At 65.7% G+C, this 22,736-nt stretch carries 20 protein-coding genes; 14 read left to right on the top strand and 6 right to left on the bottom strand.

What is annotated here, in order from left to right:
- Positions 1–3 precede the first annotated feature (3 nt).
- Entirely contained in the window at positions 4–1,860 is a 1,857-nt protein-coding gene (locus LC062_RS01500) for an extracellular solute-binding protein (RefSeq protein WP_224909256.1), read from the bottom strand.
- Between the two features lie 410 nt (positions 1,861–2,270).
- Between LC062_RS01500 and LC062_RS01495 the strand changes: the two genes are divergently transcribed.
- Entirely contained in the window at positions 2,271–2,888 is a 618-nt protein-coding gene (locus tag LC062_RS01495; protein WP_224909255.1) for an invasion associated locus B family protein, read from the top strand.
- A 101-nt stretch (positions 2,889–2,989) separates the two neighbouring features.
- Here the strand turns inward: LC062_RS01495 and LC062_RS01490 are convergent, their stop codons facing one another.
- Positions 2,990–4,450: an FAD-binding oxidoreductase gene (locus tag LC062_RS01490; protein ID WP_224909772.1), complete on the bottom strand. Its 1,461-nt coding sequence runs from the start codon at positions 4,448–4,450 to the stop codon at positions 2,990–2,992.
- Positions 4,451–4,639: 189 nt separating this feature from the next.
- On the opposite strand from LC062_RS01490, the gene LC062_RS01485 reads away from it, so the two are divergent.
- Both LC062_RS01485 and LC062_RS01480 read left to right on the top strand, forming a co-directional pair.
- Entirely contained in the window at positions 4,640–5,332 is a 693-nt protein-coding gene (locus tag LC062_RS01485) for a winged helix-turn-helix transcriptional regulator (RefSeq protein WP_224909254.1), read from the top strand.
- 255 nt (positions 5,333–5,587) lie between these two features.
- Entirely contained in the window at positions 5,588–6,061 is a 474-nt protein-coding gene (locus LC062_RS01480; protein ID WP_224909253.1) for a hypothetical protein, read from the top strand.
- A 126-nt stretch (positions 6,062–6,187) separates the two neighbouring features.
- Here the strand turns inward: LC062_RS01480 and hspQ are convergent, their stop codons facing one another.
- The 3 genes from hspQ to LC062_RS01465 form a co-directional block, all read right to left on the bottom strand.
- Complete coding sequence (gene hspQ / locus LC062_RS01475) at positions 6,188–6,511, bottom strand: heat shock protein HspQ (RefSeq protein ID WP_224909252.1); 324 nt, start codon at positions 6,509–6,511, stop codon at positions 6,188–6,190.
- A gap of 130 nt (positions 6,512–6,641) precedes the next feature.
- Positions 6,642–7,688, bottom strand: coding sequence for an HpcH/HpaI aldolase/citrate lyase family protein (locus LC062_RS01470; RefSeq protein ID WP_224909251.1), 1,047 nt, complete (start codon positions 7,686–7,688; stop codon positions 6,642–6,644).
- A 168-nt stretch (positions 7,689–7,856) separates the two neighbouring features.
- Positions 7,857–8,768: a lysophospholipid acyltransferase family protein gene (locus LC062_RS01465; RefSeq protein ID WP_224909250.1), complete on the bottom strand. Its 912-nt coding sequence runs from the start codon at positions 8,766–8,768 to the stop codon at positions 7,857–7,859.
- A gap of 166 nt (positions 8,769–8,934) precedes the next feature.
- Here LC062_RS01465 and LC062_RS01460 point away from each other — a divergent pair, with 166 nt between their 5' ends.
- Positions 8,935–9,888 (top strand): AEC family transporter, encoded by a 954-nt coding sequence (locus LC062_RS01460; RefSeq protein WP_224909249.1) that lies wholly within the window; start codon positions 8,935–8,937, stop codon positions 9,886–9,888.
- A 21-nt stretch (positions 9,889–9,909) separates the two neighbouring features.
- Positions 9,910–11,055, top strand: coding sequence for a CaiB/BaiF CoA transferase family protein (locus tag LC062_RS01455; RefSeq protein ID WP_224909248.1), 1,146 nt, complete (start codon positions 9,910–9,912; stop codon positions 11,053–11,055).
- A 34-nt stretch (positions 11,056–11,089) separates the two neighbouring features.
- Here the strand turns inward: LC062_RS01455 and LC062_RS01450 are convergent, their stop codons facing one another.
- Entirely contained in the window at positions 11,090–12,334 is a 1,245-nt protein-coding gene (locus tag LC062_RS01450) for a UbiH/UbiF family hydroxylase (RefSeq protein ID WP_224909247.1), read from the bottom strand.
- A gap of 226 nt (positions 12,335–12,560) precedes the next feature.
- Between LC062_RS01450 and LC062_RS01445 the strand changes: the two genes are divergently transcribed.
- The 9 genes from LC062_RS01445 to xdhC all read left to right on the top strand — a co-directional run bounded on the left by LC062_RS01445 (position 12,561) and on the right by xdhC (position 22,729).
- Positions 12,561–13,499, top strand: a complete 939-nt coding sequence (locus LC062_RS01445; protein ID WP_224909246.1) for a DUF2182 domain-containing protein — start codon at positions 12,561–12,563, stop codon at positions 13,497–13,499.
- Positions 13,500–13,664: 165 nt separating this feature from the next.
- Positions 13,665–14,393, top strand: coding sequence for a CDP-alcohol phosphatidyltransferase family protein (locus LC062_RS01440; protein WP_224909245.1), 729 nt, complete (start codon positions 13,665–13,667; stop codon positions 14,391–14,393).
- Positions 14,394–14,447: 54 nt separating this feature from the next.
- A complete protein-coding gene (locus LC062_RS01435) occupies positions 14,448–15,164 on the top strand; it encodes a TerC family protein (RefSeq protein ID WP_224909244.1) in 717 nt (238 codons plus the stop codon).
- A gap of 76 nt (positions 15,165–15,240) precedes the next feature.
- Entirely contained in the window at positions 15,241–16,218 is a 978-nt protein-coding gene (locus LC062_RS01430; RefSeq protein ID WP_224909243.1) for a quinone oxidoreductase family protein, read from the top strand.
- Positions 16,219–16,298: 80 nt separating this feature from the next.
- Positions 16,299–17,240, top strand: coding sequence for a LysR family transcriptional regulator (locus tag LC062_RS01425; protein ID WP_224909242.1), 942 nt, complete (start codon positions 16,299–16,301; stop codon positions 17,238–17,240).
- Positions 17,241–17,549: 309 nt separating this feature from the next.
- Positions 17,550–17,924: a hydroxyisourate hydrolase gene (gene uraH / locus LC062_RS01420; protein ID WP_224909241.1), complete on the top strand. Its 375-nt coding sequence runs from the start codon at positions 17,550–17,552 to the stop codon at positions 17,922–17,924.
- A 5-nt stretch (positions 17,925–17,929) separates the two neighbouring features.
- Positions 17,930–19,411, top strand: coding sequence for a xanthine dehydrogenase small subunit (gene xdhA / locus LC062_RS01415; protein WP_224909240.1), 1,482 nt, complete (start codon positions 17,930–17,932; stop codon positions 19,409–19,411).
- The gene (xdhB, locus tag LC062_RS01410; protein WP_224909239.1) at positions 19,401–21,728 is read left to right on the top strand and encodes a xanthine dehydrogenase molybdopterin binding subunit; all 2,328 of its coding nucleotides are present in this window, start codon (positions 19,401–19,403) and stop codon (positions 21,726–21,728) included. Before xdhA ends, xdhB begins: the two co-directional genes overlap by 11 nt.
- Positions 21,725–22,729 carry a xanthine dehydrogenase accessory protein XdhC gene (gene xdhC, locus LC062_RS01405; protein ID WP_224909238.1) on the top strand — a complete coding sequence of 335 codons (1,005 nt, stop codon included), beginning with the start codon at positions 21,725–21,727 and terminating at the stop codon, positions 22,727–22,729. The genes xdhB and xdhC overlap by 4 nt, the downstream gene beginning before the upstream one ends.
- The last annotated feature ends 7 nt before the right edge of the window (positions 22,730–22,736 follow it).

Here is a 22,736-nt window from a genome sequence, read left to right as displayed (position 1 = left end):
CGCCTATTGCCCGGCCTCAGTGGCCCACCAGGTTTCGAAACGAGGCCCGGAAACGGCATGTTTCCCGGGCCGGCTGATCTTGTCCCAACGGGCCACCCACTTTTCCGGCAGGTGGAACAGCGGAACCACATAGTGTCCCGAAATCAGCGCCCGGTCGAACGCCCGCACCGCCGAAACGAAATCGCCGGCGCTGCGCGCGGCCAGCATCGCGGTGATCATGGCATCCACGGCGGCGCTCTGCACCCCGGCATAGTTGAAGGAGCCCTGCTGCCCGGCGGCGGCACTGCCCCAGCGGTAGCGCTGTTCGTTGCCGGGCGACAGCGACGAAAGCCAGGTGTTCAGCACCATGTCGTAATCGAAGCTCTGACGGCGACGCTGATACTGGGCGCTGTCGGCGCTGCGCACCGTTGCCTGGATCCCGACCAGCGCCAGCACCCGCTGATAGGCGAGCGCAAGCCGTTCCTGATCCTTCGCCGCAACCAGCATCTCGAAGGTGAGGGGGACACCGTCCGGCCCCTTCATCTCACGCCCATTGATGGTGTAGCCGGCCTCTCGCAGCAGGCCGACCGCCGCGCGCAGAACCTTGCGATCGCGCCCGGAGCCATCGGCCTCGGTCGGCGTCCAACGTCCCTCCAGCACATCCGGCGCGATCTCCTCCATGTAGGGCGCGAGCAGCGCCCGCTCGCGCGCATCGGCCGGACGGCCGCGCGAGGACAGGATGGAGTTGTCGAAATAGCCGCCGGTACGCTGATAAAGCCCGTGATAGAGGTTGCGATTGACCCATTCAAAGTCGAACAGCATGGCCAGCGCCTGACGCACCCGGGGATCGGCGAACACCGGCCGGCGGGTGTTGAAGACAAAGCCGTACATGCCCGCCGGGGTGCCCAGCGAGAAACTGTCCTTGATGACCTTGCCCTCGGTGACCGCCGGGAAGTCGAAGCCGGTCATCCAGCGCGCCGGGTCGGCAACGGGCAGGAGCGAGACGAGCCCCTTCTTGAAGGATTCCAGCAGGGTGTTCTCGTCGCGGTAATACTCGATGCGCACCGTGTCGTAATTGTAGAGCCCGCGCCGGATCGGCAGATCCTTCGCCCAGTAGTCCGGATTGCGCCGGTAGGTGATGTGATTGCCTGGCTCGACCTCGTCGATGATGTACGGTCCGGAGCCGAGCGGCGGCACCAGCGTGCTCTTGTCGAAGGTCTGCGGATCGATCACATGGCGGGCGAAGATCGGCGACAAGCCGACCAGCAGCGGCAATTCCCGGTCGGACCCGTCCTCGAAGGTGAAGCGCACACTGCGCGGGCCGGTCTTTTCCATCGCCGTGATGCGGTTATAGCGGGCGCGGAAATGCGGACGTCCCTTGTCCCGCAGGATCTCGAAGGAGAAGATCACATCCTCGACGGTGACGGGCGTACCATCGGAAAACCGCGCCTTTTCGTTCAGCGTGAACTCGATCCAGTCGCGCGCTTCCGGCATCCGCACCGCCTCGGCGAGCAGACCATAGAGCGAGAAGGGTTCATCCATGTTGCGGTCAAGCAGGCTTTCGATCACCAGCGCGCCGTAGTCGGAATCGCGGATGCCGCGCGCGGTGGTCGTGCCCCCTTGCACGATGAACTGATTGAGACTGTCGAAGCTTCCCTGCACCCCATAGGTGACCGCGCCCCCCTTGGGAGCATCCGGATTCGCATAAGGAAGATGCGAAAAATCTGCTGGCAGGGCGGGCGTCCCATGCATGGCGATGCCATGGGCCGGTGCCGGCATCTCGTCGGCGGCAAGTACGGCGCTCGATACGCACACACCCAGCGCACCGGCCACCAGGACCCGCGCCGAGGACAGAATCAGAGAGCGAAAGCATGTCATCATGGTCAGACCGTAGCGGCTCAATCACTTTGTTATGGTTAACACAATGTCAAAATCCCAATCCGGTGTGGAGCCCTTGTGCCAGGCAAGGGATTGAGGCCCCGCCACGGACAGTCGATCCGGGGCGCAGGTGATGCAAATTCGCACGGGTGCCGAGTTTTTTATCGTCGCGCGGGACGTGGTGCGGCAGATTTCGCCGGTCATTCTGGATATTTGAGTAGCAAGGCTGTAAAGATGCGCGCGGAGCAGACAGGTCAATGTCTCGCCGCAATCGCCACGCACATGAAGGGCGAGCGCGAGTTTTCACGGCGCGACGGATCTAGAAGCCACTTCGGTTTCAGTGCGAGGCAACGGCGCGTCGCATCCAACCGCGCCGCAGCGACACCACGGACGTAGGGACGCATTTGATGGTTATGAGTTTCAAGACGCAACTGGCGGGGCTGTCGATTGCCGCTGCCGTTTTCGCCGCGGCGCCGGGCGCCCTTGCCCAGACCGTTGAGCCGGCCGCGGACTCGCCGTGGGTCAAGGTCTGCAACACCGACCCGCAGTCCAAGAAGGAAGTCTGCGTCGTCACGCAGGAACTGCGCACCGACACCGGTCAGTTCCTCGCCTCCGTCGCCGTGCGCGAAATTGGCGGCGAGGCCCGCAAGACGCTGCTGATCGCCGTGCCGCCGGGAATGCTGATCCAGCCGGGCCTGCGCGTTCAGGTCGACGCCGGCAAGCAGAACGAAGCCAAATACGGCATCTGCTATCCGAACGCCTGCTATTCCGAGCTGGTCATCAACGACGAGTTCATCGGCTCGATGAAGAAGGGCAACGCGCTGATCCTGACCACGCTGAACCAGCAGGCCAAGCAGGTTCCGTTCCAGCTCACGCTCTCCGGCTTCACCAAGGTCTATGACGGCGCGCCGATCGACGCCGCCGCACTTCAGCAGAAGCAGCAGCAGCTGCAGTCGGAGCTGCAGAAGCGGGCCGAGGAAGCCCGTCAGAAGCTGATCGACAAGCAGAACGAGGCTTCCGGCGCCAACTGACCGGCCAGCCAGGTTGAAGATCCGAAAGCGCCGCAGGTTCGACTGCGGCGCTTTTTTTGTTGGCTGTTCCACGACAACAACCGGCAAGGAGACCGGATGCGTCAGAGGGCCGGGCGGCCCTGCCGCGATGCCGACACAGCTTCCGCTGCGGCCTGAATGTTGTGGTTCAGGCGGAAGAAGTTGCCCGGATCGTATTTCGCTTTCGCTTTCCGCAGCCGCTCCATGTTCGAGCCATAGGCCTGCGGCATCCGCGCCTCGTCATCCGCCGGCATGAAATTCACATAGACACTGCCCGCCGCATGGGGTGCCGTCCGGTCGAACAGATCCCGCGCCCAGGCAATGCAGCCCTGATCCTGAGCCGGATCCACCCAGCGCGTGTGAACGTTCAGGACGAAATGCGCGCTGCGCTGCGGGAATGGCGTTTCGGCCAGCTCCACACACGCCATCTGGCCACCCAGATGGGCAACAAAGACTTCGCATTGTGGGTCGGGAAGCGCGGCGACGGAGGAGATGACCGTGTCGATAACCTCATCCGACAACGTCAGGAAGTCATTGCTCTTCCAATAGTTTCGCACGCCCGGCGTAAGCAATGGATCAAATGCCTTCTGCCAGCCTGTGAAGGGATGCGGACCAATGACATCGACGATTGGCTTGCCAAGGCTGCGAAGCTCCTGGAGGGCCTTCTCGCCCTCGTCCATGCCGCCCGTGTAGCAGACCGCGAAGATCAGAACCTCACGGCCGTGCCATTCCTCGGGCAAGAAGGGCAGTGGCGGCGCCTTGCGGAGCACCGCCCAGGCCGTCAACTCGTCCGGGGCGCGCGCGCAGATCTCGCGGTAGCGCCGCAGGAGGTCACGCGCCTCGGCCAGCGGATGCACGACAAGACCCGAAAGCACCTCTGGCCCCACCGAATGCAGCGCGAACTTGAACGAGGAGACGACGCCGAAATTGCCGCCGCCGCCGCGGATCGCCCAGAACAGGTCCGCATTCCGATCCGGGCTCGCCAGGCGGACGTTCCCATCGACACAGACCACCTCGGCGGAAAGCAGATTGTCGATGGTCAAACCGTGCTTGCCGGTGATCCAGCCAAATCCGCCACCCAATGTCAGCCCGGCCACGCCGGTTGTCGAGTTGATTCCCAGCGGAACGGCAAGGCCGTAGAGCTGCGTTTCCTGATCGACGTCGGACAGAATACAGCCGGGCTCGACCCGTACGGTCCGCGACGCGGGATCCACATGGACCGAGCGCATCAGCGAAAGGTCCAGGAGTAACGCCCCGTCCGCGACCGCATATCCCGCGATCTGGTGACCACCCCCCTTGATCGCCAGCAACAGCCCGTTATCGCGCGCGAAATTGACGGTCGCGCAGATGTCGCTCGTCCCGCGCGCACGCACCACGAGGGCCGGCCGCCGGTCGATCATTCCATTCCAGAGGGCGCGGGCGTCATCGTAGCCCGGCTCATTTTCAACGATGGCAACGCCGCGCAATACGCCGCGCAGGTCTTCCAACACCGCGTCCTCAATCGGCGCGCTACCACCCGCCAATGTCTTCAGGGAGAGGGTCATGGCTCGTCCTCCAACCGGTTGCGTGATCGGTTGACGCTGGGGAATTTCGTGCCGTTCCGCTAGTCTTGGAACTGGACCAGCTCGTTCCGCTGGAAGGGCCGCCGTCAACCGCACTTGACTCACTGTCTTCCGCAAGAGGGGCTCTTTCGCCGCGCTCTGCGGGAGATGGGGGCAACAAGGGACAATACCATGACACACGGCAGCTACGGACAATTCTGCCCCGTCGCGATGGCGGCCGAGACGCTGTGCACCCGCTGGACGATGGTTCTGGTCCGGGAACTGGTCGCCGGCTCCACCCGGTTTGGCGATCTGCGGCGCGGTGTGCCGCGCATGTCGCCAAGCCTTTTGTCCCAGCGCCTGAAGGAGCTGGAGGCCGCGGGCGTGCTCACACGCACCCCCGCGCCAGGCGAACCCGGCGTTTACGACTACCGCCTGACGGAAGCGGGTAGGGATCTGCAATCCGTCATCGAGGCTTTTGGTCTGTGGGGACAGAAATGGGTCGAAACCCAGGCGACATTGAAGAACCTCGACCCCTCGCTCTTGATGTGGGACATGCGCCGCAATCTCGATCCGACGCCCTTGCCGAAGAACCGCACGGTGGTGCAATTCAGCTATCCCGAACTGCCCCTTGCCAAGCGCGATTGGTGGCTGGTGGTCGTGCCGACAGCGGAAGTGGACCTGTGCTCCACCGATCCCGGCTATGACGTGGATCTTTGGGTGACGACCGATCTGCGCACAATGACCGCGATCTGGATGGGACTGGCACGGGTCGAGGACGCAGGGGACAAGATCCAGCTGGATGGCGATCCCGCCATCGCACGAACAATGCAGACCTGGTTAGGGCTCAGTCCTTTTGCCGCGCAGGCAAAAATGGTAGGTTAGTCCCGTCACAGAGGGGAAGGAGGTCCAGTTTCTGGACTATCCACGAAGAAGAGGCTGCGGAACTCTGGGGAAGGTCCGCAGAAAAAAATCTGAAATGCGGCCGTCCTATTTCCAAGGAGCCACCCCATGCGTGCACGTCAAACCTCACCCCAGCCCGTGACAGCCTCCGGCATTCGCCCAACCATATGCGCGCTCGGCGCCTGTCTTCTTCTGGCTGCTCCTGCCTTTGCGCAGGAAGCTCCCGATGCGAAAGCGATGATCGCCGACGCCTTGCGCGCCGCACCGCCGAGCATCGCCAAAACCGCCACGGTTTCGGATCTGGAAGGCAATATCCTGCGTGAAGGGAACAGCGAGTACACTTGCTATCCCGCCCCGCCCACCGTCGCAGGTCCCATGTGCATGGACGCCGAATGGCGCCGCTGGATGAAGGCCTGGATGGGAAAGGAGCCGTTCACGGCCGAACGGGTGGCCGTCGCCTACATGCTGGCCGGCGACATGCCCGGCGGCGGCGCGAGCAACATAGATCCGGCGGCCGACACGCCCACCGCCGACAATCAGTGGGTGGTCGAGGGACCGCATATCATGATCATCTCGCCCGATCCGGCAGCCTATGCCGGGCTGCCGACCACGCCGGACACTGACGGCCCCTATGTGATGTGGAAGGACACGCCCTATGTCCACATCATGGTGCCGGTCGCGGAGAGGCCGGAACAGCGCAGTATTCAGTAAAAAAGCGCTCAATTCACGCGGCCCGGAGGCGCCTTGCCATTCGGGTCGTTCGCCGCACCGACAGGCTACCTGAACGGAAATGTGTAGGCTTTCGTCGAGACGCCGGCAGCGGGTTCGAAGCTGCCGCTAATGCAGCTCCACGTCCCGGGGCAGGTAAGAGCCGTCGGCCTGCTGCTCGAAAATCTCGTCCACCTGCGGATGGCGCACCGGTTCGCCGCTGTCGTCCGGGACGAGGTTCTGCTCCGAAACATAGGCGACGTATTCGGTTTCGGCGTTTTCCGCGAGCAGATGATAGAAGGGCTGATCACGGTCCGGACGCACATCGTCGGGGATCGCCTCCCACCACTCCTCCGTGTTGCCGAAGGTCGGATCGACGTCAAAGATGATGCCGCGGAAGGGATAGACCCTGTGGCGGACAACCTGACCGATCATGTATTTCGCAATGCGCATATTACTCTTCGACCCTTTCCGCGCCCAAAGGCGCGGAGGTTCAACGGGCGCCCTACAAGTCACGCCCGCTTGCCATTGTCAAGCCCGGGGGGAGGAGGCGTCAGGCCACCTCCCGCGAGGGTATTTTACCTCATCCGGCGGCGTAGACCCGAGCAAAATCCGGGTCTTTTTCCGTCACCAGCCGCGCCAGATCGTCGATCACCTTGGCCTGCTTCCAGGTGGCGTCGTCCTGCATCTTGCCGTCGATCATCACCGCGCCAGTGCCATCGGGCATGGCCTCGATGATCTTGCGGGCAAAGGCGACCTCGCCCGGCTCCGGGCTGAACACCTTCTTGGCGATGTCGATCTGGCTCGGATGCAGCGACCAGGCGCCGACGCATCCCATCAGGAAGGCATTGCGGAACTGTGCCTCGCAGGCGGCAGAGTCCGAGAAGTCGCCGAACGGGCCGTAAAACGCCTTGATGCCGGCGGCCATGCAGGCATCCACCATCTTGGCGACCGTGTAGTGCCACAGATCCTGCTGGAACCCGGCGCGCGGCGCGCCCTCGGCCGTGCCATCGGCCAGCACCATGTAGTCCGGATGTCCGCCGCCGACCCGCGTCGTCTTCATGCCGCGCGAGGCGGCGAGATCGGCCGGGCCAAGGCTCATGCCATGCATGCGCGGGCTGGCCGTCGCGATGCTCTCCACGTTCTTCACGCCTTCCGCCGTCTCCAGGATGGCGTGGATCATGATCGGGCGGGAGATCCCGGCGCGGGCTTCGAGCTGCGCCAGCAACTGGTCGAGATAGTGAATGTCCCAGGCGCCCTCGACCTTGGGCAGCATGATCACATCCAGCTTGTCGCCGACCTCGGTGACGATCTCCATCAGATCGTCGAGCACCCAGGGGCTGTTGAGGCAGTTGATCCGGGTCCACAGGCCGGTGGAGCCGAAATCGTTTTCCCGTGCCATCTCAATGAAGCCGCGCCGCGCCGCCGTCTTCTGATCGGCGGGAATCGCGTCCTCCAGATTGCCCAGCACCACATCGACCCGGGAAATCAGATCGGGCACCTTCGCCCGCATCTTCTCCACATGCGGCGGCACGAAATGGATCATGCGTTCCAGTTGCACGGGCAGGTCGCGAAGCGGCGCGGGCGCACCGATCGCCAGCGGTTGGTAAAATGCGCGGGGTGTCTTCAAAGGGTCCTCCCAACAATAGCCAACCTCCCGCCACCACCTCGTGAGACAATGACCGGAGGGATCACATCGCAGATGCTCCCTGTCTATACCGCTTTTGCTGCGGTGCAAACAAACTCATGCCGGATGGGTAGGCGACATCGGCGGAATGGGTCGGGAAAGCGGAACCGCTCAGCGGGACGGACCGTCGATCCATTTGCGCATGATCCACATCCACTGTTCCGGATATTCGCGAATCCATGTCTCGAACCGGGCGTGGTAGCGGCGGGTCGCCTCCAGCGCATCGGCCTTGCGGTCGCCGCTCTGCGGCATGGGCACCACCTCGGCCTCGATGCGGAAGCGGCTGCCGGGCAGGCGGATCACCCGGCAGGCGATCAGCGGTACCTTGGCAGCAAGCGCGATGGTGGCCGGATAGGGGGTGGCATAGGCATCCCGGCCGAAGAACGGTACGACCACACCGCGCAGATCGCGCAGATCCGCCAGCATCGCCACCCGGCCGCCAGAGCGGGCAAGGCCGAGCAGGCGCCGAGCGGTGTCATGCCCCTTGGCGAAAAGGCCGGCGGGATAGACCGGCGCCCGCAGGTCATGCAGCAAGGTTTCCGTGAGCGGGTTCTTCAGCGCCTGATAGACCCCGGCCGTTTGCCATCCGGCGGCGTGCCCGCCAAGCGCGGTCACCTCCCAGTTGCCCGCGTGCATGGAGACGATCACCGCGCCGCCGTCGCCAACCGCCTCGCGCACGCCATCCACGTCGAACTCGAAACGGGACGGATCGGCGACAAGTCGGTCCAGTTGCAGGGTTTCGGCCATCACCTGGCCAAGATTTTCCCAGGCATCGCGGGCCAGCGCCTCGCGCTGTTCGGGAGGCATGTCGGGGAAGGCATGGCGGATGTTCTCCAGCGCCCGCTGATGCCGCCGGTTGAACGGCGCCACCCAGCGCCAGCCCTTGCCGATGACCCGGGCGGCCATGGTCGGCGGCATCAGCCGCACCAGGGCAACGCCCGAGCGCAGCAAAGCCCACTCCAGCCAATAGCGGAGCCGCCGCGACACCCCATGCCGGGGGGCGGAGCCACGTGCGCGATCCATCGCTGTCATCCTGTGCGCCCGGTCCCTTTGCGTCCCATTGCGGTGCGGTATCGTGCGGCGTTGACCGCCACCCGCGAACCCGATAGGCCTCGTGGTGCTTACCCAAGCACCGGAAGGAAGGCAACCTGCCGCGCCGGCTTCGGGGCGATCCGGTTCGGAGATTTCAATGAACAGTGTGATTTCCTTGGCGCTTCCGTTCTTTGGACTGATTTTCCTTGGCATCGCCGCCGGCAAGTTCCGCAAGATTCCCGCCGAGGGTCTTGCCTGGATGCAGTTCTTCGTCATCTACCTCGCCCTACCGGCGCTGTTCTTCCGCTTGCTGGCGCAGACGCCGATCGAGGAACTCACCAACATTGCCTATGTGGCGGCAACGACCTTTGCCACCTATTGCGCCTTTGCCCTGGCCTTCTGCGTCGGCGTCTTCGCTTCGCGCGGCAACATCTCCGAGGCGACGATCCAGGCGCTGGCCGGGTCCTACTCCAACATCGGCTACATGGGACCGGGGCTGACGCTGGCGGTGCTCGGGCCCGCCGCCGCCGTGCCGACGGCGCTGGTGTTCTGCTTCGACAACATCCTGCTGTTCACTCTGGCACCGCTGATGATGGCGCTCGGAGGAACGGAGAACCATCCGCCGCTGGTCACGGTTCTGACCGTGCTGCGGCGCATCTTCACCCATCCGTTCATCCTCGCCACCATCGCCGGGGTGCTGGCCGCCGCCGTGGGATTCCAGCCGCCGCAAGCCATCGACACGCTCCTGACCTATCTCAGCAATGCCGCCGCCCCTTGCGCTCTGTTCGCCATGGGCGTGACGGTGGCCCTGCAGCCGCTCGGCCGGGTGCCGCTGGAAATGCCGGTGGTGCTGGCGGTCAAGCTGGTGGTGCATCCGCTGATCGTGCTCGCCCTCTTGAACTGGGTCGGCGGGTTCGACCCGGCCTGGGTGGCAACGGCGGTGCTGATGGCCTGCCTGCCGCCGGCGGCGAATGTCTTCGTCATTGCCCAGCAATACAACGTCTATGTCCAGCGGGCGTCGAGCGCGATCCTGATTGGCACGGTTGCCTCGACCGTGACCGTGTCGGCATTCATTTATGCCATTACCGAGGGAATCCTGCCCTTGCGCTGAGCCGCCCGACCGGGAAGGATCATGCCCAGACCACAAAGTGACGGGATGGATTTCATGCATGACCAGCCGCTGTCCGGGATCCGGGTGCTTGACTTTACGACGCTGCTGCCCGGGCCGCTCGCCAGCCTGATGCTGGCCGAGGCCGGCGCCGAGGTCATCAAGATCGAGCCGCCGGGCGGGGAGGCGATGCGCGGCTTTCCGCCGAAACACGGCCCGGCAAGCGCGCTTTACGCCATGCTCAACCGGGGCAAGACTGCACTGGAAATCGACCTGAAGGCGAAGGATGCCACGAAGCGCATCCATGCGCTTCTGCCGTCCGTCGATATCGTCATCGAGCAGTTCCGCCCCGGGGTGATGGACCGCCTCGGCCTTGGTGCCGAGACGCTGAGGCGCCGCTACCCCCGGTTGATCTATTGTTCGATCACCGGTTTTGGCCAGTCGGGACCGCGCGCGCCGCAGGCCGGCCATGACATCAACTACCTGGCGCTCAGCGGCCTTCTTGCGCTCTCTTACGGCCCTGCGGACGCCGCCGTCCTTCCGCCGGCCCAGATCGCCGATATCGGCGGCGGCAGCTTTCCGGCGGTGATGAACATCCTGCTGGCGCTTCTCCAGCGCGAGCGCGGCGGCAGCGGTTGCCACCTCGACATCGCCATGACCGACGCCATGTTTACCTTCGCCCTGTTCGCGCAGGCCCGGCTCGCGATCTCGGGCCGCGCACCGGACAATGGCGCCGACCTTCTGACCGGCGCGTCGCCGCGTTACCGCATCTATGCCGCCGGAGACGGGTCGCCGATTGCCGTCGGCGCGCTGGAACAGAAGTTCTGGGACGCGCTCTGTGACGTCATCGGCCTGCCTGAGGCCTTGCGCAATGATCGCAAGGACCCGGCGGCGACGATCCGGGGCGTTGCCGCGTGTTTCGCCGCCCGTTCCGGCGCCGACTGGGCCGAGCCGCTGACCCAAGCCGACTGCTGCGCCACGCCGCTGGCGAGCCTTGCCGAGGCCTTCTCCGATCCGCATTTCCGCGAGCGCGGCCTGTTCGATTTTCAGGTGGAAACCGGGGAGGGGGAGATCCCCGCCATTCCGCTGCCGATCGCCCCAAGGTTTCGCGGCGCGCATCGGGCGGCGTCCCCCATCGCCAAGGCGATGGAACCGCTGGACGAGCGGTAGCTGGCGTTTTCCAGCAACGCGGCTGCGAGCGGGATCAGCCCGCGTTGCCGCCGATGGACAGGCCGCGCATCAGCCGGGGGCGCCCCAGCGATGGGGCGATGCCCTCGCGCATCATCATCCGGCGCAAGGGGCCGATCCGGCCAATGGCGTAAAGCCCGAGACCGCGCAGCGCCTGAACCGGCAAAAGGTCCGACAGAAGCGAGCGATTGAGCAGATCGACGGCGGCAACGCGCGAGGCGATATCCGGCCGCCGCGCCCGCTCATAGCGCTCCAGCGTGGCCGCACCGCCGATATCCTCGCCGCGCGCCTGGGCGGCAACCAGGATCTCGCCAAGCGCCGCCACATCGCGCAGGCCCAGATTGAGCCCTTGCGCACCGATGGGCGGGAACACATGGGCCGCTTCGCCGATCAAGGCGCAGCGCGCCGCGCCGAGCCGGTTGGCGCTGAGGCCTCCGAGCGGGTAGATCTGCCGCGCTCCGGCGATCCGCATGGCGCCGAGAACCGAATGCGCGCGCCGTTCCAGCTCCGCCGCCAGCGCATCGTCCGGCAGCGCCTTGAGCCGTTCGGCCTCTTCCGGTTCGACCACACAGACCAGTGAGGAGCGGTTGCCCTTCAGCGGCACCAGCGTGAACGGCCCGGTCGGCGTGTGGAATTCGGTCGAATGATCGTGATGGGGAACGTCGTGCTCCAGATTGACGATCAGCGCCGCCTGCGGATAGCGCCAGTCGCGGGTGTCGATGCCGGCGGTCTCACGCACCATCGAGCGGCGCCCGTCGGCGCCGACGACCAGCGCCGCCGTCACCGTTTCGCCGCTGTCGACGGTCACCGAGGCGCCTGTGGCATCGGAGTGGATCGCCTCGACCCGGCCGAAAACCCGCACCAGGCCCGGCGTTTCCGCCGCAGCGGCGCCCAGCGCCCCGTTGAGATCGCGGTTGCGAATGTTGTAGCCGAAGGCGGGCAGATCGAGTTCGGCGGCGTCGAACACCGTCTCGGGCGCGCGAATCAACCGTCCGGTATCATCGACGATGCGCATATGCGCCAGCGGCGCGGTATGGGGTTCGATCGCCGACCACAGATCGAGGGCGCGCAAGAGCGCCACCGAGGACTCCAGCAGCGCGGTGGTGCGGTCATCCTCGGCCGGGTCGGCCGGGGCGACCAGCGCGGTGGTGAACCCGTGGCGCGCCAGAAGGATCGCCATGGTCAGGCCGGACGGCCCTGCGCCGATGACGGCGACATCCACCCGGACCGCCGCCGTGTCCTGTTGCGTCGCGCTTCCCATGTGCCGGCTCCGTCAGTCGATGTGATAGAATCTGCCGGAGAATGGCGCGCGGCGACGGATTTGCAAGTCCCCCCCTTGGGCATATGGTCGCATTGGGAGGGTTACGGCTCAAAAAAGCCGGGCACAATGGCCTAAAAGCGGTACGACGCCGGAATACGGATTGCGCATCCGCGCTGAGATGGCGACGAACCGGTTTTACAGAGTTGCGAAGGATTTTCTGCCCACCATGACCCAGACCTACGGAGAGACCGGCAAGGACGGAACATCCCCGGGCCTTTTGTCCCGCAGCCCCAGGATCGTGGTTTTTGCCGCCGTCGCGCTCGCCGCGCTGGCCGGCTGGGCCTATCTCGCGGCGATGGTCGCGGCCATGGTGCCGATGATGGACATGGGCGAGCTCGGCCCCGGCATGGCCATGTTCAACGCCTTCAACATCTTCGCCGGCCTGCCGGCGGAGGCGCGCGCCGCCCTTGCCGCCATCTGCCTGCCGGAAGGGGCAAGCACCTTCGGCATGCCGGCCTCGCAGATCTGGAGTATCGCCGACGCGGGACTTGTGTTCCTGATGTGGGTGATGATGGCGCTGGCGATGATGCTTCCCAGCGCCGCGCCGATGATCGCCCGCTTCGCCGAACTGCCGCAGCCGATGGTGGACCGGCCGGGCCGCGTCGTCCCGGTCATGATGCTGGCCGCCGGGTACCTCTCCATCTGGGTCGGCTACGGCCTCGTTGCCACGGTCGCGCAAGGGGTGCTGACGGCGGCGCGAATGATGTCGCCGATGATGTCCCCGGCCACCATGGTCTTGGCGGGAACGACATTGCTGGCCGCCGGCATCTACCAGTTCACCCCAGCGAAAATGGCCTGCCTCATCCGCTGCCAGCGGCCGATCCCGTTCTTCATGGAACGCCGGCCGACATCGCTTTTCGGTGTCTACCGGCTCGGCCTCATTCAGGGACTTTTGTGTCTCGGCTGCTGCTGGGCGCTGATGACCGTGATGTTCGCCGTCGGGGTGATGAACGTCTTGTGGATCGCCGTTCTCGGCCTGTTGATGACCGTCGAGAAGACCGTGTTCCGGTTCTGGATCCCCCGCGCCATCGGTGTGTTCCTGATCGTCTGGGGCCTGTTCGTTCTCGCCCTTTCCGATGCCGGACAGAAGATCCTGTTCGGGTGACCGGCACCGTTTCGGACCATTTCCCTTGCAATTGGTGTGTTGTTGCAGTTGCGGAAACGCCCTTGTGCGGGCATACGGAAGATTGAACAGATGCGCCGCTGTCTTTTTTCGCGCGCGCTCGGCAACGATTTTTAGTACGAGGCAGAGCCCGTGGGAAAAGGCAAGATGGCAAATGTTGACCAGACGGGCGCGGTGGCACGGGTTCCCAGCGCCCACCCCTTGTTCCTGATCCATGTGCTGACCGCACTGGGCGCGCCGATCGCCCTGCTGGCGCTGCTGGCCGGCGCCCAGGGCAACTGGCCCATGCTGTTCATCTGGCTTGGCATCGCCCTGGTGGTGGACGGGATCGACGGCCCGCTGGCCCGCCGTTTCGACATCGCCCGGCGCATGCCGCAATGGTCCGGCGCCTCGCTCGACTTCGTCATCGACTATGCCACCTATGTGTTTCTGCCCGCCTTCGCCCTTGCCGGCAGCGGCATGCTGGACGGGCCGTGGAACTGGATCTGCGGCGGTCTGGTGGTATTCACCGGCGCGCTCTACTTCGCCGACAACGCGATGAAACAGCCGGACGGCTCGTTCAAGGGCTTTCCCGCCGGCTGGAACATGGTGGTGTTCGGGCTGATGGTGCTGTCCTCCTCGCAGGTCTTCACCGTGCTGTTTGTGCTGGCCCTGTGCGTTTTGACCTTCGCGCCGATCCGCTTTGTTCATCCGGTGCGTGTCACCCGCTGGCGCGGCCTCACCCTCACGGTCACCCTTGTCTGGTTCATCGCCGCCGGCTTCGCCGTCGCCAACGGCATGTCGGCGGAGGGCCTGGTGAAATGGGCGCTGTCCCTGTCGAGCCTCTATCTGCTGCTGGTCTCGGCCGTCCAGCAGCTCCTGGAGCGGCTGCGCTGACGCTCCGCGCATGCAAGAAGCCCCCGGCGACCTGACGGATAAAGAGGCACGGCAATGATGGACCTTCTCGGCAACCCGGCGGTCTGGGCGAGCCTCTTCACCCTGACGGTGATGGAAATCGTTCTTGGCATCGACAACATCATCTTCATCTCCGTCATCGTCAGTCGGCTGGAAGAAAAGGCCGCCAAGCGCGCCCGGCAAATCGGCCTGGCGCTGGCGCTGATCTTCCGGATTGCCCTGTTGTCGATCCTGACCGTGCTGATCGGCCTGACCGAGCCGGTGTTTTCCCTGTTCGGCGAAGCCTTCTCCTGGCGCGATCTGATCCTGCTTGCCGGCGGGTTGTTCCTGATCGTCAAGGGAACCCACGAGATCCACCAGGGCATCGAGGGCGGCCATATGGAGCAGTCCGGCGCGGCGGCGGTGGGCTTTGGCGCGGTGATTGCCCAGATCATCGTCATCGACATGGTGTTTTCGGTCGATTCCATCGTCACCGCCATCGGCATGGCCCAGCACATCGAGGTGATGGTGGCCGCCGTGGTGATCGCCATGATCGCCATGTACATCGCCTCCGGACCGATTTCCGCCTTCGTGCAGCGGCACCCCACCACCAAGATGCTGGCACTGGCCTTCCTGCTGCTGATCGGCGTCGCCCTGGTGGCGGACGGTCTCGGCTTCCACATTCCGCGCGGCTACATCTACTTCGCCATGGCGTTTTCCGCCGGTGTCGAGCTCATCAACATTCTCGCCTCGGCCCGCCGCAAGGCGGGATAGGCGAGGGGCTTGCCGCCAGCGGCGCGCGGCTCCATGATCCGGATACGAACACGAGTTCAATCATCTGGAGCAAGTCATGGTTCACGCGATTACGGTGCATGAGACGGGCGGTCCCGACGTTCTTCGCTGGGAAGAGGTGTCCGTCGGCGCACCGGGGCCGGGCGAGGTGCGCCTGCGCCATACGGCCGTCGGCCTCAATTACATCGACACCTATTTCCGCTCCGGGCTCTACCCCGCACCGGCGGGCCTGCCGTTCATCCCGGGCAACGAGGGCGCCGGCGTGGTCGAGGCGGTCGGCGAGGGGGTAACCCACCTTTCCGCCGACGACCGGGTGGCCTATGCCGGCCCGCTCGGCGCCTATTCGGAGGAACGGCTGATCGCCGCCGACCGGCTGGTGCGCATTCCCGAAGGCATCGACGACCGCACCGCCGCGGCAATGATGCTGAAGGGCATGACCGCCCGCTATCTGCTGCGCCAGACCTACAAGGTCACCAGCGACACCGTCCTGCTGTTCCATGCCGCCGCCGGCGGCGTCGGCCTCATCGCCGGCCAATGGGCGGCAACGCTCGGCGCCACCGCCATTGGTACCGTCGGGTCGGATGAGAAGGCCGAGCTGGCGCGCGCCAACGGCTACACCCATGTGATCAACTACCGCACCGAGAATTTCGTCGAGCGGGTGAAGGAGATCACCGGCGGCAAGCTTTGCGACGTGGTCTACGATTCCGTTGGCAAGGACACCTATCCCGGCTCGCTCGACTGCCTCAAGCCGCGCGGCCTGTGGGTGTCCTTCGGCCAGTCCTCCGGACCGATCGAGGATTTCAACCTCGCGATGCTGTCTGCCAAGGGATCGCTGTTCGCCACCCGGCCGACGCTGTTCAGCTACATCGCGGAACGCGCCGATCTGGAGGAAACCGCAAATGACCTGTTCGATGTGGTCGGGTCCGGCGCGGTGACCATCGCCGTCAACCAGGACTATCCGCTGAAGGACGCCAAACGCGCCCATGAGGATCTTCAGGGGCGCAAGACCACTGGCGCCAGCGTCTTGCTGCCCTGACAACGGTAGGGAGACGGGCGTGGCCAAGAGCTGGTTACGCCCGCGACCTCCCACCCGTCACCGGAGGCCTGTTGTCGCCCATGGATCGCGTCCGCCATCTGCATGGCCCGGCCCTGCGCTACTTCGCCGCCGTGGCCGAAGCCGGCTCGATCCGCGCCGCCGCGCGGGAGCTGCATGTCGCGTCCTCGGCGGTGAACCGGCAGATCCTCTGGCTGGAACGCACCCTCGGCCATGATCTGTTCGACCGGCTCGGCCGGGGCGTGCGGCTGACCGAGGCCGGCGAGGTGTTGCGCGCTCATGTGCTGCGCACCCTGTCCGACTTCGAGGCAACGGCAGGGGAGCTCGACGCGCTGACCGGCATGCGCCGGGGAACAGTCGAGATCGCAACGGTTGAAAGTGTGGCCGAAAGCCTGCTGCCGGGGGTCATCGCCGCCTTTCGCGACAAGTTTCCGGGCGTCCATGTTTCCGTGCGGCTGGCCAGTTCCGACAAGGTTGCCGCCGCCATCATTGCCGGCGAGGCCGATGTCGGCTTCACCTTCGAGCCGCCGGAGGACACTCGCCTCGCCATCGCCTTTTATCAGGACCTGGCCATCGGCGCGGTGATGCATCCGTGCCATCCGCTGGCCGCCGAGGCCCCTCTGTCCTTCGGCCAGTGCCTTGCCTATCCGGTGTGCCTGCCCGCCAGGGGGCTTTCCTTGCGCAAGCGCATCGACGTGGTGCTGGCCGAAACGCCGATCCGGGAGCGCGCCCATGTGGAAGCCAACTCCCTGAAACTGATGAAGGCAATCGCCCGCAGCAGTGATACCATTGCCTTCCAGACCATCCTGGGGCTGGAGCGGGAGATCGCCGAGGGCTCGCTGCTGTTTCGCGCGCTCACCGATGCGCCCTTGCAGCGGGACCGGTTCACCATTCTCGCCACCGCCCATCGGGCGCTCAGCCGGGCGGCGCAGGCCTTTTTCGATCATTCCGCGGCCGCATTGCGTGATCGGCTTTCCCTAATCGATGCCGATCCGGCATCATAGGGTACGCGAATCTGTTCTGGTGCCGATCTGCGTCCTGTTGCACTCTTCAGGTTTACGGGGCACCGGGTCGCAACCGGAAGTCCGGCGCGGGGGAGGGCTGCCCCCGGCTTTGGACAGAGGACTGCAATGGGCAGGTGCGACGGGTGGGGGACAGATCTTCACCCGGCCGGGTTTGTCATTCACACTAAGGCATGGTCCCGAACCGAATTTCCGGTTCTCGAACAGGAGCATGCTCGACACTCAAGAGGCAGGATCTCTTTCCGGGGCCAGGGGGGCACCGAGGGAGTTTCAGGAGGCGCGGAGCCGATCATGGGACGACTGACCACCCACGTTCTCGATACGGCGCTTGGACGTCCGGCCGAGGGCCTCGCTCTCACGCTCTGGCGGGCGAGGGGACAGGCGGGAGCCGGGGACTTCGAGCAGATCGGCAGCGCTGTGACCAACGCCGACGGGCGGGTCGATGCGCCGCTGCTGGAGGACGATGCCTTCGAGGCAGGGATCTACGAGCTGCGCTTTGAAGCCGGCGCCTATCTGCGTGCCCACCATGGCGCGGGAGGAGCCCTGCCGGATCCGTTGTTCCTCGATGTCATCCCGCTGCGCTTCGGCATCGCCGAGCCGCACGCGCATTACCATGTGCCGTTGCTGCTGTCGCCCTACGGCTATTCCACCTATCGGGGGAGCTGACCGTCATGCGCCATTCCATTCGCTTCCTGCATCGTGGCAAGGTCGTCGACCTGTCGGAGGTCGGACCGACCGAGACGGTGCTTGACTATCTGCGTCTGCGCGCCGGCTTGCCCGGCACCAAGGAAGGATGCGGCGAGGGCGATTGCGGCGCCTGCACCGTGGCCGTCGGCCGGCTGGTGGAAGGCCGGCTGGTCTATCAGCCGATCAACGCCTGCATCCAGTTCCTGGCCATGCTCGACGGCGCCGAACTGGTCACCGTGGAGGACCTTGCCGAGGACGGAAGGCTGCATCCGGTGCAACAGGCGCTGGTGGCCTGTCACGGTTCGCAATGCGGCTTCTGCACCCCGGGCTTCGTGATGAGCCTGTTTACCCTCTATCACGCCGACGATGTGCCGCCGACGCGCAAGACCGTCACCGACTGGCTGGCCGGAAATCTCTGCCGCTGCACCGGCTACCGGCCAATTGTCGAGGCGGCGTTGCGCAGTTGTTTCAACGAGATCGACGATGCGTTTTCCCGCCGCGCCGCCGAGACGGAGAGCGCCTTGCGCGCACTTGCCGATGGCGAGGATGTGTGGATTGGCGACGCGGAGCGGTTCGTCGCCGCTCCGCGCACCCTCGACGCGCTGGCCGAGCTTTACGCCCGCCATCCGGACGCGACCCTGGTGGCCGGCGCCACCGATGTCGGCCTCTGGGTGACCAAGCAACTGCGCGACCTGCCGAAGGTGATCTGGATCGGCCGCGTAGAGGATTTCGACCGGGCGGAGGAGACCGCCGGCGGCGTCTTGATGGGGGCGGGCGCCACCTTCGCCGATGCCGAACCGCTGATGGAGCGGATCGACCCGGATCTTGGCGCGCTGTGGCGGCGGATCGGCTCCAAGCAGGTGCGCGCCTCCGGCACGGTCTGCGGCAACATCGCCAATGGCTCGCCCATCGGCGACAGCCCCCCGGCGCTGATCGCCCTCGGCGCCACCCTTGAGCTGCGCAAGGGAGAGATCGCCCGCACCCTGCCGCTGGAGGAGTTCTTCATCGACTATGGCAAGCAGGACCGGGAACCGGGCGAGATCGTTACCGGGCTCTACGTGCCCCGGCTCGATCCCAATCAGGTGTTCCGCTGCTACAAGATCTCCAAGCGCTTCGATCAGGATATTTCCTCGGTGCTGTGCGCCCTGCGCCTGACCCTTGCCAATGGCACCATCACCGAGGCGCGCATCGCCTTCGGCGGCATGGCCGCGACCCCGGCCCGCGCCGAGCTGACCGAAACCGCCCTGATCGGCGCCCGGCCAGCCGAACCGGCAAGCTGGGGCGCGGCCCTGCGCGCCCTTGCCGATGACTTCTCGCCGATCAGCGACATGCGCGCCAGCGAAGGCTACCGCCGGGAAGTGGCACGCGCCTTGCTCGCCAAGGCCCTGGTGGAAATCGGCGGCACACCGGTGAACAAGACCCGGGTGACAGAGCCAAGAGCTTCGGAGGCGCCCCATGCGGCATGAGGAGATGCAGCCGGATTTCGCGGAAATCCGCCAGCCGCGCCCCCATGACAGTGCCGTCCGGCATGTCACGGGCGAGGCCGTCTATGTGGACGACATCCGCGAGCCGGCGGGCACCTTGCACGTGGTGCCTGGATGGGCAGATGACGCGGTTCGCGGCACCATCGCCGAGATCGACCTGACGGCAGTCCGCACCGCACCCGGTGTCGTCACTGTGCTGACCGCCGCCGATGTCTCCGGCGCCAATGATGTGTCGCCCGCGCTTGGCGATGAGCCGATGTTCGCCACTGACGAAATCTCCTTCTGGGGCCAGCCGGTGTTTGCCGTCGTCGCCGAGAGCCGCGAGGCTGCCCGCCATGCCGCACGGCTGGCGCGGATCGTCACCGATGCGCTGCCGCCGCTGCTGACCATCGAGGACGCGCTTGAGGCGAACGAGACGGTGCTGCCTGACTACCAGTTCCGCAAGGGCTCGCCGGAGACCGGACTGGCGACGGCCGACCGCACCCTGACCGGCTCCCTGCGAATTGGCGGGCAGGAGCATTTCTATCTGGAAGGTCAGGTGTCGCTGGCCGTGCCGGGCGAAGAGGGGGACATGTTCGTCCACACCTCCTCCCAGCATCCGAGCGAGACCCAGCATGTGGTCGCCCGCGTGCTCGGCGTGCCCGACGCCGCCGTCACCGTCGAGGTTCGACGCATGGGCGGCGGCTTCGGCGGCAAGGAAACCCAGGCCAATCACTGGGCGGCCATCGCCGCCACCGCCGCCCGGGTCAGCGGCCGCCCCTGCAAGCTGCGGCTCGACCGCGATGACGACATGATCATGACCGGGAAGCGCCACGACATGCGTGTCGACTGGACCGTCGGTCATGATGCGCAAGGGCGGATCCGTGTGGTGGACCAGCGCATCCATGCCCGTTGCGGCTATTCGGCGGATCTGTCGCTGGGCGTGGTCGACCGGTCGATGTTTCACGCCGATTCCTCCTATTTCTACCCCGACGCGCTGATCCGCTCCCGCCGGCTGAAGACCCACACCTGTTCCAACACCGCCTTTCGCGGTTTTGGCGGGCCGCAAGGGATGCTGGCGGCGGAACGGATGATGGACGCGCTGGCGATCACCCTGGGGCGCGATCCGCTCGATCTGCGCAAGGAGAATTTCTACGGCGCGGGCCGCGACACCACCCCATACGGGATGCATGTCGAGGAACATGACACGCTGCATGCACTGGTCGCGCAGCTTGAGGAAAGCGCCGATTACCGTGCCCGCCGCGCCGAGATCGCCGAGGCCAATGCCACCAGCCATATCCTCAAGCGCGGGCTGGCGCTGACCCCGGTGAAGTTCGGCATCGCCTTCACCCTGAAGCATCTCAACCAGGCCGGCGCGCTGGTGCACCTTTACACCGACGGTTCGATCCACCTCAATCACGGCGGCACCGAGATGGGGCAGGGGCTGTTCCAGAAGGTGGCGCAGGTGGTGGCCGAGGTGTTCGGCGTCTCTCTCGACCGCATCCGCATCACCGCCACCCACACGGGCAAGGTGCCCAACACCGGACCGACGGCGGCCTCCTCCGGCACCGACCTCAACGCCATGGCCGCGAAGATCGCCGCCGAGACCATCCGCGACCGGCTCATTGCCTTCGCCGTGGAGCATTTCGACGCGAACGCGGACACCATCTCGTTCCGGGACAATCAGGTTCTGATCGGCAACCGCTCGCTCTCGCTCGGCGCGCTGGCGAAGGAGGCGCATCTGGCACGGGTACAGCTGTCCTCCACCGGCTTTTACAAGACGCCGGACATCACCTGGGACCGGCAGAGCGCCAGCGGGCGCCCCTTCCACTATTTCGCCTTTGGCGCGGCCTGTTCGGAAGTGACCATCGACACCATGACCGGCGAAATGCGGGTGGACCGGGTCGATATCCTGCATGACGTCGGTCATTCCCTCAATCCGGCCATCGACCTTGGCCAGATCGAGGGTGGTTTCGTGCAAGGCATGGGCTGGCTCACCACCGAGGAACTGGTCTGGGACGACAGCGGACGCCTGCGCACCCATGCGCCCTCCACCTACAAGATCCCCACCGCCTCGGATGTGCCGGAGGATTTCCGGGTCGCGCTCTATGCCTCGTCCGGCAACCCGTCTCCGACCATCCATCGCTCCAAGGCGGTGGGCGAACCGCCGCTGATGCTCGCCATCTCGGTGTTCAGCGCGATTACCGACGCTATATCCAGTATCAATCCGGGCGTCGTGCCTGAGCTCGACGCCCCGGCGACGCCAGAGGAAATCCTCAAGGCGGTCGCCCGGATCAAGCGGACAAAGGCAACGAGATGACCCCCTGGCCCGCCATCGTCACGGCCCTTCGGACCCATGGCGCCTGCGCCATGGTGACGGTGCTTGACGTGGCCGGGTCCGCACCGCGCGAACCGGGCGCGCGCATGGTGGTCGCGCCGGATCTGACGTTTTCCGGAACGATCGGCGGCGGCACGCTGGAATATCAGGTGATCCACAAGGCCGCCGAGGCGGCCGCTACCGGTGAGGACCGGTTCGCGGTTCAGCGCATCTCGCTCGGTCCGGACCTCGGCCAGTGCTGCGGCGGTCGGGTGAGCATCGCGACCGAGACCTTCACCCGGAAGCGACTGGCGGAAGCAACCCGGATGGCGGAACTCGGGGAGGGGCCGTTTGCCTCCGTCCTTTCGGTCGATCCGGCGGGGAACGTCGGCGAACGGCGGCTCCTTGAGGAACCTGCGGAGCGCAGCCCTGGCCTTCATGCGGGAGAGCTTGTGGAGCGCTTCGGGAGGAGCCCGACACCCGTGATGCTGTTCGGCGCCGGCCACGTGGGCAAGGCGCTGGTGCTTGCGCTGGCCATGCTGCCGTTCCAGGTGGAGTGGATCGACAGCCGCGCCGATGTCTTTCCGGCCGCGGTGCCGCGCAATGTGACCTGCCGAACGGCAGAGCGACCGGAAGAGCTTGTCGGCATGGCTGCCCCCGGCACTCTGGTGCTGATCATGACCCATAGCCACGCACAGGATCTGGCCATCGCCGATGCTGCGCTGCACCAGCCGGCCATCCGCCATGTGGGGATGATCGGCAGCGCGACAAAGGCGGCCCGGATGCGCTCGCGGCTGCGCGCGGCGGGGCATGGGGAGGCGGCGCTTGCCCGCTTCGTCTGCCCCATCGGCATTGCCGGCATTTCCTCGAAGGAGCCGGCGGTGATCGCCGCGTCGGTCACCGCCGACCTCTTGATACGGCGCGAGGCGCTGACGTCGGTCGTTGACACCACTGTCCACAATTATGACGGCAAGACGCTTGCCCACAGGATGCGAGCCGGATGATAAGGGG

The sequence above is a fragment of the Stappia indica genome, assembly GCF_020177335.1.
Classification (GTDB): domain Bacteria; phylum Pseudomonadota; class Alphaproteobacteria; order Rhizobiales; family Stappiaceae; genus Stappia; species Stappia indica_B.
The sequence above is the reverse complement of the archived record's forward strand: the minus strand, read 5'-3'. Positions and strand labels throughout refer to the sequence as shown.

What these genes read in the sequence shown, in the direction of transcription:
- LC062_RS01480 (WP_224909253.1), top strand. Translation starts at nt 5,588, where the DNA reads ATGATCGCCGACGCCTTGCGCGCCGCACCGCCGAGCATCGCCAAAACC.
- LC062_RS01430 (WP_224909243.1), top strand. Translation starts at nt 15,241, where the DNA reads ATGGTTCACGCGATTACGGTGCATGAGACGGGCGGTCCCGACGTTCTT.
- LC062_RS01465 (WP_224909250.1), bottom strand. Translation starts at nt 8,768, where the DNA reads ATGGATCGCGCACGTGGCTCCGCCCCCCGGCATGGGGTGTCGCGGCGG.
- LC062_RS01490 (WP_224909772.1), bottom strand. Translation starts at nt 4,450, where the DNA reads ATGACCCTCTCCCTGAAGACATTGGCGGGTGGTAGCGCGCCGATTGAG.
- LC062_RS01455 (WP_224909248.1), top strand. Translation starts at nt 9,910, where the DNA reads ATGCCCAGACCACAAAGTGACGGGATGGATTTCATGCATGACCAGCCG.
- LC062_RS01485 (WP_224909254.1), top strand. Translation starts at nt 4,640, where the DNA reads ATGACACACGGCAGCTACGGACAATTCTGCCCCGTCGCGATGGCGGCC.
- hspQ (WP_224909252.1), bottom strand. Translation starts at nt 6,511, where the DNA reads ATGCGCATTGCGAAATACATGATCGGTCAGGTTGTCCGCCACAGGGTC.
- xdhC (WP_224909238.1), top strand. Translation starts at nt 21,725, where the DNA reads ATGACCCCCTGGCCCGCCATCGTCACGGCCCTTCGGACCCATGGCGCC.
- LC062_RS01495 (WP_224909255.1), top strand. Translation starts at nt 2,271, where the DNA reads ATGAGTTTCAAGACGCAACTGGCGGGGCTGTCGATTGCCGCTGCCGTT.
- LC062_RS01445 (WP_224909246.1), top strand. Translation starts at nt 12,561, where the DNA reads ATGACCCAGACCTACGGAGAGACCGGCAAGGACGGAACATCCCCGGGC.
- LC062_RS01500 (WP_224909256.1), bottom strand. Translation starts at nt 1,860, where the DNA reads ATGATGACATGCTTTCGCTCTCTGATTCTGTCCTCGGCGCGGGTCCTG.
- LC062_RS01460 (WP_224909249.1), top strand. Translation starts at nt 8,935, where the DNA reads ATGAACAGTGTGATTTCCTTGGCGCTTCCGTTCTTTGGACTGATTTTC.
- xdhA (WP_224909240.1), top strand. Translation starts at nt 17,930, where the DNA reads ATGCGCCATTCCATTCGCTTCCTGCATCGTGGCAAGGTCGTCGACCTG.
- uraH (WP_224909241.1), top strand. Translation starts at nt 17,550, where the DNA reads ATGGGACGACTGACCACCCACGTTCTCGATACGGCGCTTGGACGTCCG.
- LC062_RS01425 (WP_224909242.1), top strand. Translation starts at nt 16,299, where the DNA reads ATGGATCGCGTCCGCCATCTGCATGGCCCGGCCCTGCGCTACTTCGCC.
- xdhB (WP_224909239.1), top strand. Translation starts at nt 19,401, where the DNA reads ATGCGGCATGAGGAGATGCAGCCGGATTTCGCGGAAATCCGCCAGCCG.
- LC062_RS01435 (WP_224909244.1), top strand. Translation starts at nt 14,448, where the DNA reads ATGATGGACCTTCTCGGCAACCCGGCGGTCTGGGCGAGCCTCTTCACC.
- LC062_RS01450 (WP_224909247.1), bottom strand. Translation starts at nt 12,334, where the DNA reads ATGGGAAGCGCGACGCAACAGGACACGGCGGCGGTCCGGGTGGATGTC.
- LC062_RS01440 (WP_224909245.1), top strand. Translation starts at nt 13,665, where the DNA reads ATGGCAAATGTTGACCAGACGGGCGCGGTGGCACGGGTTCCCAGCGCC.